Source organism: Plantactinospora sp. BC1 (assembly GCF_003030345.1).
Taxonomy (GTDB): domain Bacteria; phylum Actinomycetota; class Actinomycetes; order Mycobacteriales; family Micromonosporaceae; genus Plantactinospora.
On record NZ_CP028158.1, the window covers coordinates 3276606 to 3289124 of the forward strand.

At 72.8% G+C, this 12519-nt stretch carries 13 protein-coding genes; 8 read left to right on the plus strand and 5 right to left on the minus strand.

Annotated elements, in window-relative coordinates; translation table 11 throughout:
• Positions 1–154 precede the first annotated feature (154 nt).
• The 3 genes from C6361_RS14100 to C6361_RS14110 are packed head-to-tail and all read left to right on the plus strand — an operon-like array spanning position 155 to position 2117.
• Positions 155–514 carry a GntR family transcriptional regulator gene (locus C6361_RS14100; protein WP_107257987.1) on the plus strand — a complete coding sequence of 120 codons (360 nt, stop codon included), beginning with the start codon at positions 155–157 and terminating at the stop codon, positions 512–514.
• Entirely contained in the window at positions 496–1428 is a 933-nt protein-coding gene (locus C6361_RS14105; RefSeq protein ID WP_234359486.1) for an ABC transporter ATP-binding protein, read from the plus strand. The genes C6361_RS14100 and C6361_RS14105 overlap by 19 nt, the downstream gene beginning before the upstream one ends.
• On the plus strand, positions 1425–2117 hold the full coding sequence (locus C6361_RS14110) for a hypothetical protein (protein ID WP_107268031.1): 693 nt from the start codon (positions 1425–1427) through the stop codon (positions 2115–2117). The genes C6361_RS14105 and C6361_RS14110 overlap by 4 nt, the downstream gene beginning before the upstream one ends.
• 30 nt (positions 2118–2147) lie before the next feature.
• On the opposite strand, the gene C6361_RS14115 is transcribed toward C6361_RS14110, so the two are convergent.
• Positions 2148–2981 carry an Fpg/Nei family DNA glycosylase gene (locus C6361_RS14115; RefSeq protein ID WP_107268032.1) on the minus strand — a complete coding sequence of 278 codons (834 nt, stop codon included), beginning with the start codon at positions 2979–2981 and terminating at the stop codon, positions 2148–2150.
• Between the two features lie 35 nt (positions 2982–3016).
• On the minus strand, positions 3017–3427 hold the full coding sequence (locus tag C6361_RS14120) for a VOC family protein (RefSeq protein WP_107270945.1): 411 nt from the start codon (positions 3425–3427) through the stop codon (positions 3017–3019).
• Positions 3428–3603: 176 nt separating this feature from the next.
• On the opposite strand from C6361_RS14120, the gene C6361_RS14125 reads away from it, so the two are divergent.
• Positions 3604–3984, plus strand: a complete 381-nt coding sequence (locus tag C6361_RS14125) for a hypothetical protein (protein WP_107268033.1) — start codon at positions 3604–3606, stop codon at positions 3982–3984.
• Positions 3985–4030: 46 nt separating this feature from the next.
• Here the strand turns inward: C6361_RS14125 and C6361_RS14130 are convergent, their stop codons facing one another.
• Together C6361_RS14130 and C6361_RS38170 are read right to left on the minus strand one after the other, a co-directional pair.
• Positions 4031–5761 (minus strand): ABC transporter ATP-binding protein, encoded by a 1731-nt coding sequence (locus C6361_RS14130; RefSeq protein ID WP_107268034.1) that lies wholly within the window; start codon positions 5759–5761, stop codon positions 4031–4033.
• Positions 5758–7656, minus strand: coding sequence for an ABC transporter ATP-binding protein (locus C6361_RS38170; RefSeq protein WP_234359487.1), 1899 nt, complete (start codon positions 7654–7656; stop codon positions 5758–5760). Before C6361_RS38170 ends, C6361_RS14130 begins: the two co-directional genes overlap by 4 nt.
• 96 nt (positions 7657–7752) lie before the next feature.
• Between C6361_RS38170 and C6361_RS14145 the strand changes: the two genes are divergently transcribed.
• Entirely contained in the window at positions 7753–8139 is a 387-nt protein-coding gene (locus tag C6361_RS14145; protein WP_107268035.1) for a VOC family protein, read from the plus strand.
• A gap of 157 nt (positions 8140–8296) precedes the next feature.
• Here the strand turns inward: C6361_RS14145 and C6361_RS14150 are convergent, their stop codons facing one another.
• Positions 8297–8896 carry a GNAT family N-acetyltransferase gene (locus tag C6361_RS14150; RefSeq protein WP_107268036.1) on the minus strand — a complete coding sequence of 200 codons (600 nt, stop codon included), beginning with the start codon at positions 8894–8896 and terminating at the stop codon, positions 8297–8299.
• A 175-nt stretch (positions 8897–9071) separates the two neighbouring features.
• Between C6361_RS14150 and C6361_RS14155 the strand changes: the two genes are divergently transcribed.
• The 3 genes from C6361_RS14155 (at position 9072) to C6361_RS14165 (ending at position 12510) form a co-directional block, all read left to right on the plus strand.
• Entirely contained in the window at positions 9072–11207 is a 2136-nt protein-coding gene (locus C6361_RS14155; RefSeq protein ID WP_234359488.1) for a glycosyl hydrolase family 28-related protein, read from the plus strand.
• A gap of 191 nt (positions 11208–11398) precedes the next feature.
• Positions 11399–12043: a hypothetical protein gene (locus C6361_RS14160; RefSeq protein WP_107268037.1), complete on the plus strand. Its 645-nt coding sequence runs from the start codon at positions 11399–11401 to the stop codon at positions 12041–12043.
• The gene (locus C6361_RS14165; protein WP_107268038.1) at positions 12040–12510 is read left to right on the plus strand and encodes a hypothetical protein; all 471 of its coding nucleotides are present in this window, start codon (positions 12040–12042) and stop codon (positions 12508–12510) included. The genes C6361_RS14160 and C6361_RS14165 overlap by 4 nt, the downstream gene beginning before the upstream one ends.
• Positions 12511–12519 lie beyond the last annotated feature (9 nt).

Genomic DNA, 12519 nt, shown 5'->3' on the forward strand with positions numbered 1-12519 from the left:
CCGGCGATGTGGCCGGGGCAACCCCGCTGGTCGGCTCTCCGACCTTGACAGCGAGCCGGGTTGGTTGGATGGTTAATTACATGAGTAACGAACCCACGAGGCCGAACCCGGCCGGTCCGCCCGGGCCCCGCCGGCCGGCGGGCGGGTCCGGCTGATGGAGGACGGGCGACCGATCTTTCTCCAGATCGCCGAGCTGATCGAAAACTCGATCATCGACGGCACGCTCGCCGAGGAGACCCAGGTCCCCTCCACGAACGAGCTGGCGGCATTCCACCGGATCAACCCGGCGACCGCGGGCAAGGGCGTCAACCAGTTGGTGGACGACGGGATTCTCTACAAGAAACGAGGTATCGGCATGTTCGTCGCCACCGGCGCCCGCGCGAGACTGCGGGACCGCCGTCGCGAGGAGTTCGCCCAGCAGTTCCTGCACCCGCTGCTCGCCGAGGCAGGCAAGCTCGGCATCGACGCCGACGAACTCAAGCGCATGATCGACCGATGGGAGCAGGACCGATGACCACGGTGGTCCGCGCCGAACACGTCAGCAAGCGGTTCCGCGACGTCACCGCCCTGGACGACGTCAGCTTCACCCTTCAGCAGAACCGGATCCACGGCCTGCTCGGCCGGAACGGGGCCGGCAAGACCACCCTGATGCAGATCATGACCGGGCAGCTCCTGGCCAGCTCGGGCGGGCTGACCATCGACGGGACGCCGCCGTACGAGAACGAGTCGGTGATGTCCCGGGTCTGCTTCATCAAGGAGAGCCAGACCTACCCGCAGTACTTCAAGGTGCGGCACGCGCTGGCGTCGGCCCGGCTGCTCTTCCCCGGCTGGGACGAGGACTTCGCGCAGACGCTGCTGGCGGACTTCCGGCTGCCGCTGGGCCGGCAGGTCCGGAAACTGTCCCGGGGCATGCACTCGATGCTCGGCATCATCATCGGGCTCGCCTCCCGGGCCCCGCTGACCCTCTTCGACGAGCCGTACCTCGGTCTCGACGCCGTCGCCCGGCACCTCTTCTACGACCACCTGCTCACCGACTACGCCGAGCACCCCCGGACCGTGGTGCTCTCCACCCACCTCATCGACGAGGTCGGCGAGCTGCTCGAACACGTCCTCCTGCTCGACCAGGGCCGGGTGCTGCTGGACACCACCGCCGAGGCGCTGCGCGGCCAGGTGGTCACGGTCGCCGGACCGGCCACCGCCGTCGACGAGTTGGCCGCCCGGAACGAGGAGCTGCACCGCGAGACCCTCGGCCGGTACGCCCGGGCGACCCTGCGCGGCAGTTTCGGCACCGCCGAACGCGCCCAGGCGAAGGCGCTCGGGCTGGACCTGGAGGCGGTCTCGCTACAGGAGATCGTCATCCGGCTCACCACCGCACAGGCCCGGTCCGGCGGCGACGCCACCGGTACCCGGAAGGAGACCACCCGATGAACCGCGTGCTGACCGTGACCCGGGTCCAACTGGTCGGCTGGCAGAACACCGTGGCCTGGCCCTGGCTGCTGCTCCTGATGGTCTTCACCGTCAACTACGCCGTCTTCCTGGTGATCGGCGACCGGGACGTGAACCCGACGACCGGCGCGATCGTCTCGATCTACATCGTCGTCTTCGTCACCAGCATCAACTGGATCACCCAGTTGCTGCCCTTCAGCATGGCGCTGAGCGTGATCCGGCGGACCTTCTACCTGGCCTCCGCGCTCTTCCTGACGGTCCAGTCCATCCTCTTCGGGGTACTGCTCTTCTGCTGCCAACTGGTCGAGGACGCCACGGACGGCTGGGGCATCCGGCTGCGCTTCTTCGGGCTGAACTTCATCGACGACCTGAACCCGCTGCTCCAGATCGCGATCTACACGGTGCCGTTCGTCCTGCTCGGCTTCCTCGGCATCTTCGTCGCGGTCTTCTACAAGCGGTTCGGGCTGACCGGGATGTGGCTGCTGAGCACCGGCACCCTGCTCGTGCTGGCCGGCGTCGCCGTACTGCTCACCTGGCTGGACCTCTGGTCCGGCATCGGCGGCTGGTTCGCCGACCAGCCGGTGGCGGCCTGGATCGTGGGCTGGCCGGCGCTGCTGGCCGCCCTGCTGGCCGGGGTCGGCTACCTGACCATCCGCCGCGTCACGCCCTGACGGTCGCCGAGTCCGCCGAGCCGGGCCCGCTCACCGTCCGGCCCGGGATCGGCGCGGCGCCCGCTGGCAGCGCGGGCACCAGTACGAGTTGCGGCCGGCCTGGTCCGCCCGGAGGACCGCCGTACCGCAGAGGTGGCAGGGCAGTCCGGCACGGCGGTAGACGTACACCTCGCCGCCGTGCCGGTCGACCCGGGGCGGCCGGCCCATCGCCTCGGGCAGATGCCGGGGGTGCACGGTGTCGATCCGCCCCGTCGCGACGGCCGTCGTCATCAGCTCCACCAGGTCGGCCCAGATCCTCCCCCACGCCTGCGGGGTGAGGTCCCGGCCCGGAGCGGTGGGCGGCAGGCCCGCTCGGAACAACGCCTCGGTGACGAAGATCAGGCCGGTGCCGGCGACGATCGACTGGTCGAGCAGGAGCGCGAAGAGCGGCGTCGGGCTGCGCCGGATCCGGGCGTACGGGGCGTCCGGGTCGGCGTCGGCGCGCAGCGGGTCGGCACCGAGCCGGTCCCGCAGGGCGTCGACCTCGGGCGGGGAGAGCAGCTCGCAGGCGGTCGGGCCGCGCAGGTCCAGCCAGTGCAGGTCACTACGCAGCCGCAGCCGGACCTGGCCGACCGGCGCCGGCGGCTCACCGTCGCCGTCGGTGAACCTCCCGTAGAGCCCGAGGTGTACGTGCAGCGTCTGCCCGCCGCCGTAGTGGTGCAGCAGGTGCTTGCCGTACGCCTCGGTCTGCTCGAGTACGGCTCCGGAGAGCAGCGCGGCTCCCTCGGCGAACCGCCCCTGCGGGCTGCTGGCCAGCACCTTCTCCCCACCGAACAGCTCCCGGTGCCGGGCGGCCAGCCGGTGGATGGTGTGACCCTCGGGCATGGTCGCCAAGCATAGACTTCCGGGCCCGTCCGGCCTCAGCCGCGCGGCGGCGAGATGTTGACCATCCAGGGGGTGCCGAACCGGTCGGCGCAGGCGCCGAACTCGTCGCCCCACATCTGCCGCTCCAGCGGTACCGAGACGATGCCGCCCTCGGAGAGCGCGTTCCAGTAGCCGCGCAGCTCGTCGCTGTCGTCCCCGCTCAGGCTCACCGTGATCGCGTTGCCCGGGGCGTGCTCCATCCCGGGCGGCACGTCGGAACCCATCAGGGTGAACCCGCTGTCCGTTTCGAGCATGGCGTGCATGACCTGGTCGGCCTGGTCGCCCTCGGTGCCGAACTCCCCGAAGGTGCTCAGCACCAGGTTGCCGCCGAAGACGCGCTGGTAGAACTCCATCGCTTCCCGGGCGTTCCCGTCGAAGCTGAGGTATGGGTTGAGGCGGGTCGGCACCGGATGCTCCTTGGTCGCGGAAGAGGCCGTCATCGGGGACCAACGACGCAACGTCGGCTCGGGTTCGAGTCACGGGGAACCTCTGGCGCCGGGTCGAGGCGTCGATGTCCCTCGCCAAGGCGGCCTGACGTCAGGGCAGCTTGACGTCAAGGTGACTTGACGGCAGAGTGGCGTACATGAGTACTCCCGAAGAGCTGGAACAGCGCTTCACCCTGCTGACCGCCGCCGCCCGCTACGACCACCTCCGGCTCCGGGACGCGCTCGCCCCGCCGACCGACGACCCGGACGACGAGACCGAGCCCGATCCGGACGCCCGGCCGCTGAGTCGGGAGGAGGCGTTGGAACTGCTCGCCCTGGGCGAGGTGATCATGCGCAAGGCCAGCTACGGCCGGCAGTTGACGGTCCGGACCGCCCGGGCCACCGGCGCCTCCTGGACGCAGATCGGCGCCGCCCTGGCCACCAGCAAGCAGTCGGCCTGGGAGACGCACAGCCGCTGGCTCGGCGAGCAGGAGACCGCCACCGGCACGCGGCTACACTCCGACGGGGAAGGCTCCTGACCGGTCACGGCACCAGGAGCGTCTTCGGGGCACTCGGCGCAGGGGGTCAGCCGTGCCAGGAGCGCCAGAGGGCGGCGTACGCGCCGTCGGCCCGGAGCAGCTCGTCGTGGCTGCCCAGCTCGGTGATCCGGCCGTCCGCCATCACCGCCACCCGGTCCGCGTCGTGCGCGGTGTTCAGCCGGTGCGCGATCGCGATCACCGTACGCCCGGCGAGCACCGCGGCAAGCGCCCGCTCGGTACGCCGGGCCGTGGTCGGGTCGAGGGCCGCGGTCGCCTCGTCGAGGATCAGCGCGTGCGGGTCGGCGAGGACCAGCCGGGCCAGTGCGAGCTGCTGCGCCTCGGCGGGACTCAGCTCCCGGGCCCCGTCGCCGAGTTCGGTGTCGAGGTCGTCGGGAAGGTCGGCGTACCAGTCGGCACCGACCGCGACCAGCGCGGACCGCATCTGCGCGTCGGTGGCGTCCGGGGCGGCGAAGGCGAGGTTGTCCCGCAGCGAGCCGATGAAGACGTGGTGCTCCTGGGTGACCAGGGCGATCCGGCGCCGCCGCTGCGCCGGGTCGAGGTCGGTGACCGGGCAGCCGCCGAGGCTCACCTCGCCGTGCCGGGGGCGGTCGATTCCGGCCAGCAGCCGGGCCAGCGTCGACTTGCCGGCCCCGGACGGGCCGACGATGGCCAGCCGCTCGCCGGGCCGGACCGTCAGGTCGATCCCGTGCAGCACGTCGGGGCCGTCGGCGTAACCGAAGCGGACACCCCGGACCTCGATCTGCTTCCCGGCCGGCGAGGCGCCCCGCCCGCGCGGCTCCGGCGGCACCTGGCCGACCCCCAGCACCCGGGCGAAGGAGGCGAGGCCACGCTGTGCCTGCTCCATCCACTGGAGGATCTGGTCCAGCGGACCGATCGCCTGTTGCAGGTAGAGCGCGGCGGCGACCACCTCGCCGAGGGTGACCAGCCCGTTGTCGAGACAGAGGCCGCCGACCAGCAGTACCGCCGCGATCGGCAGCGGATAGCTCGACTCCACCACCGGATAGAAGACCGAACGCAGCCGCAGGGTACGCCGCCGGGACGTCCAGACCCGCCCGATCCGGGCCCGGCCGTGCGCGACCCGTTCGCCGCTGAGCCGGAGCGCCTCGACGGTCCGGGCGCCCTCGGCGGTGGTGGTCAGCGCCTCGGTCAGCTCCGCCGACGCGGCGCCCTCGGCGAGGTACGCCGTGGAGGCCCGCCGCAGATACCAGCGGGTCACCGCGACGATCGACGGCAGCCCGGCCAGCGCGGCGACACCGAGCACCGGATGCAGCACGAAGATCACTCCGAAGAGCAGGGTCAGTTGTGCCGAGGCGATGACCACCACCGGCACCACCTGGCGGACCGTGACCCCGACCGTGGCGACGTCGACCGAGCTGCGGGTGGCGAGGTCTCCGGTGCCGGCCCGCTCGACGACCGAGACCGGCAGCGCCAGCGTCCGGCGTACGAACTCCTCGCGGAGCCGGGCGACGGCGCGCTCCCCGAAGCGGTGGCCGGCGTACTGGGCGTACCGGGAGAGCACGGTCTGCACCACCACGCAGCCGACGATGGCCAACGCCAGCCGGTCCACCGTGCCGGTGCCGGCGCCGGCCACCACCTCGTCGACGATGACTCCGAGCAGCCAGGGCGCGGCCAGCCCGGCGAGAGTCGCCGCCACGTGCAGTACCAGGATGACGGCGACCGCCCGCCGGTCCCGGGCGATCAGGTCCCACCCCGCCCGGCGTACCGTGCCCAGGTCCGCCACCGGCAGCCCGGTCACCGCAGCGCCCCCTCGCCGTCGACGGCCCCGCCGGCCGCCGCCAGCGGCTCGCCGTCCCGGGAGACCAGCGCCCGGTAGCCCGGGTCGCGGTCGAGCAGCTCGGCATGGGTGCCGGTGTCGACGATCCGCCCGTCGCGCAGGTGCGCCACCTGCTCGGCGTGCCCGAGCAGCAGCGGCGAGGTGGCGAGCAGGATCGTGGTGCGACCGGCCCGGGCGTCCCGGAGCCGCTGCGCGATCCGCGCCTCGGTGTGCGCGTCCACCGCCGAGGTCGGGTCGACCAGGATCAGCACCTCGGGTTCGACCAGCAGCGCCCGGGCCAGGCGTACCCGCTGCCGCTGGCCGCCCGAGAGCCGGCGGGCCCGGGTGTCGATCGGGGTGTCCAGCTCCTCCGGCAGGGCCTCCACGACGTCCTCGGCGGAGGCGACCCGCAGGCCGGCCCGCAGCTCGGCGTCGGTGTGCTGCCGTCCACTGTGCAGGATCTCCCGCAGCGTCCCGGCGAAGAGGTAGGAGTCGTGGTCGGCGACCAGGATCCGGGCCCGCACCTCGGGCAGCGCGATCGCGGTCAGCGGCACCCCGCCCCAGGTCGCCTCGCTGGGTCGGTAACGGCCGAGCCGATCGGCCAGGGCGGTCGCCTCGGCCGGGTCGGCGGCGGCGACCCCGATCAGCCGCCCGACCGGCACGGTCAGCCCGGTGACCGGATCGTGCAGTTCGGCGGGACCGGCCGGGGCAGGCCGGAGCGCCCCGGCACCGGCGCCGTCCCGCCCCGCGCCACCCGCGCCGTCCCGCTCTCCGCCACCGGCGCCGTCCCGCCCCGCGCCACCGGCGCCGTCCCGCTCTGTGCCACCGGTTTCTCCCCGCCTCGCGCCAGCCGCGTCGTCCGGCTCCGGGCCGGTGACCTCGTCCGGGGTCAGCCGGAGCAGGGCGATGATCCGGCGGGCCGCGACCCGACCCCGGATCACCTGGTAGCTGCCCTGCATCAGGAACCACACCGGGACGATCAGCACCGCGACGTACCCGTAGACGGCGACGAGTTGCCCGATGGTGATCTCGCCGTGCACGGCCATCCGGGCGGCCAGCCAGATCACGGCGGCGAGGAAACCCGCCGGGATCGCGGTGGTCAGCGCCTCGATCCAACTGCTGACCGCGCCGACCCGGTAGCCCTCGGCCCGCAGTTCCTGCGAGCGGACGGCGTACCGGCGGGCGAAGAGGTCCCGGCCGCCGACCCCGGCGAGGACCCGCAGCCCGGCGACGATGTCCCCGGCCCGGGTGGTGAGCACGCCCTGCCGCTGCCGGTAGACGGACTCGGCCCGGTCCAGCCGGCGCAGCAGCGGCCCGATGAGGATCGCGACCGCCGGCACGCCGAGCAGCACACAGAGGGCGAGCCGTGGCGAGATCGACCAGAGGATGACCGCGACGACCGTGTACGCCAGTACGGCGCCGACGCCCGGCCCGGTCAGCGTCAGCACGTGCGAGGTGTTGGTGATGTCCGAGCCGCCGACCGTGGCCACCTCACCGGCGGCGAGCTTGCGCGGCAGTACCGCGCCGATCCGGGAGAGCTGCCGCAGGAGTACGGCGGCGGAGCGGGCGCTGGCGTCCTCCCGGATGAAGGTCATCGTCCGGTGCCGCTGAATCCCGAGCTGGGCCAGCCCGAGGCCGGCGACGACGATCGTGGCGGCCCAGAAGAGTAAGGCACGGGTGTTCCCGGTGCGCAGCCCGTCGTCGATCGCCCGGGAGACGAGGTACGGCCGCAGCGAGAGCCCGACCATCCAGGCCGTGCCGAGCAGGCTGCCCCGTAGCACGCGTACGGGTTGGCTGCGCACCAGCCACCAGATGTAGCGCAGTGGTCCCCGGGTGTCCGGCACCCCCGGCTCGGGGTGCGGGAGCTGCGGGGACACCGCCACAGGCTACCGAGGCGGGAATGGCCGACCCAGCCATTTCAGCCGTGGGCGCAGGGATCGGCGGCTCCGGCGGTCGACTGCTAGCGTCGCCGGATGCCGGTGTTGCGCAGCCCGCAGGTCATCCTGTTCAGCGAGAACGTCGAACGGGCGGTGCGGTTCTATCTGGATCTGGGCTTCGCGGAGACCTTCCGGGTGCCGGCCGAGGGTGACCCGATTCACGTCGACCTGGTGCTCGACGGTTACCGGATCGGCATCGCCTCGGCGGCCTCCACCCGGGACGACCACGGCCTCGACCCGATCGCCGAGGGTCAGCGGGTGGCCGTGGTGCTCTGGACCGACGACGTCCCGGCCGCGTACGCCGCGCTCACCGCGAGCGGGGCCCCGGCGTTGGCCGCACCGCACGAGTGGCTCGGCCGGCTGCTGATCGCCTGGACCGCCGACCCGGACGGCAACCCGGTGCAGCTCGTGCAGAACCGCTGACCGCCGGCCCGGCCAGCGGCACCGCCGGTCAGCAGCGGCGTCAGGCAGCAGCGGCGCCGGTCAGCAACCCGTCGGTCAGCAACCCCGTCGGTCAACAGCGCCGCCGATCGGCAGCGGCACCGCTGTCAGCAGCGGCGCCGGCAGACAGCGGCGCGGGTCAGCAGCGCAGGCCGAGGTAGGTGAGCGGGCCCGGGTCGGCGACGTCGACGACGTGGAAACCGAGCCGGTCGTAGAAGGCCCGGGCCGACCGGTTGTCGGTGATCATCCCGACGTGCAGCCCGGGTACGCCGGCCCGGCGCAGCGCCCCGACGAAGGTGTCGACCAGGGCCCGGCCGTGGCCGGCGCGCTGATAGCCGGGGAGCAGGTCGATGTGCAGGTGCGCGGGATAATCCTTCAGGTCCGGCAGGATCATCCGCTCCGGGGTGTGCAGCAGGTGCGCCATGACCTCGTCCGGGGTGGCCGGCTCACCGGCCGGTGCCGGATAGCGGTCCGCCACCCGGGGCAGCCACTCGTCCCGGAACCGCCGGACGAAGGCGGCGGTGTCGGCGGTGCCGAGGACATAGCCGACGGCCTGCCCGCCGTCGTCCAGCACGAAGGCGAGTTCCGGCTCCAGTTCGGCGTACGGGTGGGCGAAGATGTGCGGCAGGATGCCCGGGTCGGCGTACGAGCCGGAGGCGTCCTGCCCCGCGTCGGCGGTATGGATGCAGATGTCGTGCACGGCGGCCCGGTCGCCGGACCGGTACGGGCGGATCTCCATCCCGGCAACATATCTACTGGTACCGCTCTCACACCTCCCCTCGACGGGGGCCGGGCCAACCCGGGGCAAGACCGTCCCGACCGCCGCAAGTGCCGCACGATACGCGACAAACAGGCGCTTGAATGTGGACAGTTTTCTGCAATAACATGACGGCCCCCAGAGAAACGAGTTCCCGATGTCACGGAGCATTCTCGGAGTTCCGTCGCACTGGTCCGGCCGACCGTCCCGCTGGCTCGCGGCAACCGCCGTGCTGGGAATCGGCCTCTCGACCATCACCCCCGCGCCCGCCCCCGCCGCCGCCGAGCCGACCGGCCTCGCCGTCGCCAAGCCGACCAACCTCGCCACCGGCAAGCCGAGCGGTCACGGCGCCGCCAAGCCGAGCGGTCACGGCGGATCCGCTCCGGTCGTCACCCGGGCCGGGCTCGACCCCGCGCTCGTCGCCGGCCGGGGCGCCGCCGTCGACTTCCTCGAACAGGAGGCGGAGCACGCCCGCACCACCGGTACCGTCATCGGCCCGGACCGGACCGCCTACACGCTGCCGGCGGAGGCGTCCGGCCGGTCGGCGGTGCGGCTGCACCCGGGGCAGTACGTCGAGTTCACCCTGCCCAGGGCGGCCAACGCGATCACGGTCCGCTACAGCATCCCGGACTCGCCGGACGGCGGCGGGATCACCGCACCGCTGCACGTCACGGTGAACGGCAAGGGCCGGCAGACCATGACGCTGACCTCGGAGTACTCCTGGCTCTACAACCAGTACCCGTTCAGCAACGACCCCGACGCCGACCTGCTGCACCCGGACTGGTGGATCACCGAGTGCGGCTGCGTACCGGCGGCCACCACACCGTTTCCGACGATCGCCAAGCCGTTCCGGCCGATGCACTTCTACGACGAGCAGCGGCTCCGGCTCGACCGCACCTACCGGGCCGGCGACCGGATCCGGCTGACCGCCCCGACCGGCAGCGACGCCGCCTGGACCGTGATCGACCTGCTCGACTCGGAACTCGTCGGCCCGCCGAGGGTGCGACTCCTCGCCGCGAACGTGCTCGCCTTCGGCGCCGACCCGACCGGCCGGCGGGACTCCGCCGACGCGATCGACCGGGCGATCGCCTTCGCGAAGCGGACCCGGCTGACGGTCTACCTGCCGCCGGGGACCTACCAGGTCAACCGGCACATCATCGTCGACGACGTGACGATCGAGGGCGCCGGCAACTGGTACACGGTCGTCAAGGGCCGTCAGGTAGCCCTCGACCCGCCCGCGCCGGACGGCTCGGTGCACACCGGGGTCGGCTTCTACGGCAGGGACGCGGCCGACGGCGGCAGCCGCAACGTCCACCTCTCCGGCTTCGCCATCTCCGGCGACGTACGCGAGCGGATCGACACCGACCAGGTGAACGGCATCGGCGGCGCGATGAGCGACTCGACCATCGACGGGCTGCACATCCAGCACACCAAGGTCGGCATCTGGTTCGACGGCCCGATGCGGAACGTCCGGGTCACCAACAACATCGTCGTCGACCAGATCGCCGACGCGCTGAACTTCCACACCGGAGTCACCGACTCGACCGTCCGGAACAACTTCATCCGGAACACCGGCGACGACGCCCTGGCGATGTGGTCGGACCGGGTGGCGGACGCCCGCAACACCTTCGACCGGAACACCATCCAGACCCCGACGCTGGCCAACGGGATCGCCCTCTACGGCGGCACCGACAACACGGTCTCGAACAACCTGATCGCCGACCCGGTCCGGGAGGGCAGCGGCATCCAGCTCGGCTCCCGGTTCGGCGCGGAGCCGTTCGCCGGCACCACCCGGATCACCGACAACACGGTGGTGCGGGCCGGGACGTACGAGCTGAACTGGAACATCGGGCTCGGCGCCATCTGGATCTACGCGCTGGAGCGGGACATCGACGCGGACATCCGGGTGACCGGCGACCACTACCTAGACAGCACGTACAACGCGATCATGCTGGTCAGCGAGTGGTCGGTGAAGGACCTGTACTCGATCGACGGGGTGAGCTTCGCCGACATCCGGGTCGACGGCACCGGCACCTCGGTGCTCAGCGCGCGGGCGGCCGGCGGCGCGTCGTTCGCCAACGTCGACGCCCGCAACGTCGGCGCGGTCGGGGTGAACAACTGCGGCTCGTTCAACTTCCCGCCGACCGGCTCCGAGTTCCGGCTGACCGACCTCGGCGGCAACGACGGTGGCGGCACCACCGGCCCGTGGCTGGCGCCCTGGCTGCTGCCGAACACCATCACCTGCGACGACCGCCCGCCGGTCGTCCCGCCACCACCGCCGTCGCGCTGGTAGCACCGCGATCGCGCTGGTAGCACCGCCGTCGCTCCGCCTGCACCGCTGTCGCGCCGCCGGCAGCGCCGGGGCGGGCGTCCGGGACATCGACGTCCGGGCGCCCGCCCCGGATCGGCGGCCCGTCACGCGTACCGTGGGGTCGTTCCCACCGGCCCGCGACCCGGGCCCCGACCTCGCGGAAGGCGGAGGCGATGCACATCCCCGCCCGGTTCAACGGGCCGCCCGGCTCCGGCAACGGCGGCTACTCCGCCGGCCTCTTCGCGCACGGCAAGACCTGCGAGGTCACCCTCCGGATGCCGCCGCCGCTGGACACCCCGCTGTCGGTGCTCGACTGCCAGGTCCGCACCGCCGACGGCGCCGTCGTGGCCGAGGTCGCGTCGGACGCCGAGATCGACACCGTGGTCCCACCGATCGGGTACGCGGACGCGGTCGAGGCCGCACAGGGGTACCCGGGATTCGCCGACCATCCGTTCCCGACCTGCTACGTCTGCGGCCCGGACCGCACCGACGGGTTGGGCATCTTCCCCGGGCGGCTCGCCGACGGCAGTACCGCCGCACCGTGGACCGTCCCGGACGACGTCTCGGACCCGACCGTCTGGGCCGCGTTGGACTGCCCCGGCGGCTGGTCGGTGATCGGCGCCGGCCGCCCGTACGTGCTGGGCCGGATCGCCGTACGCCTGGACCGGCTGCCCGCCCCCGGCGAGCAGTGCGTGGTCCGGGGCGCCCTCGCCGCGACCGAAGGCCGCAAGGCCCTGGTGTACACCACCCTGTACGCCCCGGACGGTGCCGAGTTGGCCCGCGCCCGGGCCACCTGGGTCGCCCTCCCGGCGCGATGACCGGCGCACCCGAGCCCGCGGACGAGGTGGTCCTGACCGCGGAGGAGTACGACGGGGTGTATGCCGCCGTCGCCGCCGGCGCCGGTCCCCGCCCCGTCGGGCAGCGCCCCACCCTCAACTCGCTGCTCGAAGGCTGGGACCTGATCGTCGACGAGGTGGCCGAGGGCTACTCCTGGAGCGATGCGGAGTTCCGCAACGACATCGCCTGCCGGGGCATCCTGGCCCGGGTCTGGCCGCTGCTGCCGCCCCGGGTCCGGGCGATCCGGCAGCCGGAACTGGACGCCATCGACGACCGGTTCCGGGCGGTCACCGTGCCCTGGCCCGGCCGCCCGCCCGGGGAGGCGTGGTGGGAGTGGCGGATTCCCCGACTCCTCGATTTCGGTACCGGTGGGTTGACCGCCCACGGCTGGCCGCCGGACTGGAACCTGCCCTTCCCCCGGCCGGACACCGTACGCCTCGCCGAGTGACGGCGGGGA

Coding starts and splice junctions, on each gene's coding strand:
- C6361_RS14150 (WP_107268036.1), bottom strand. CDS start 8,896: ATGGAGATCCGCCCGTACCGGTCCGGCGACCGGGCCGCCGTGCACGAC.
- C6361_RS14125 (WP_107268033.1), top strand. CDS start 3,604: ATGAGTACTCCCGAAGAGCTGGAACAGCGCTTCACCCTGCTGACCGCC.
- C6361_RS14160 (WP_107268037.1), top strand. CDS start 11,399: ATGCACATCCCCGCCCGGTTCAACGGGCCGCCCGGCTCCGGCAACGGC.
- C6361_RS14105 (WP_234359486.1), top strand. CDS start 496: ATGGGAGCAGGACCGATGACCACGGTGGTCCGCGCCGAACACGTCAGC.
- C6361_RS14115 (WP_107268032.1), bottom strand. CDS start 2,981: ATGCCCGAGGGTCACACCATCCACCGGCTGGCCGCCCGGCACCGGGAG.
- C6361_RS14155 (WP_234359488.1), top strand. CDS start 9,072: ATGTCACGGAGCATTCTCGGAGTTCCGTCGCACTGGTCCGGCCGACCG.
- C6361_RS14145 (WP_107268035.1), top strand. CDS start 7,753: ATGCCGGTGTTGCGCAGCCCGCAGGTCATCCTGTTCAGCGAGAACGTC.
- C6361_RS14100 (WP_107257987.1), top strand. CDS start 155: ATGGAGGACGGGCGACCGATCTTTCTCCAGATCGCCGAGCTGATCGAA.
- C6361_RS14110 (WP_107268031.1), top strand. CDS start 1,425: ATGAACCGCGTGCTGACCGTGACCCGGGTCCAACTGGTCGGCTGGCAG.
- C6361_RS14165 (WP_107268038.1), top strand. CDS start 12,040: ATGACCGGCGCACCCGAGCCCGCGGACGAGGTGGTCCTGACCGCGGAG.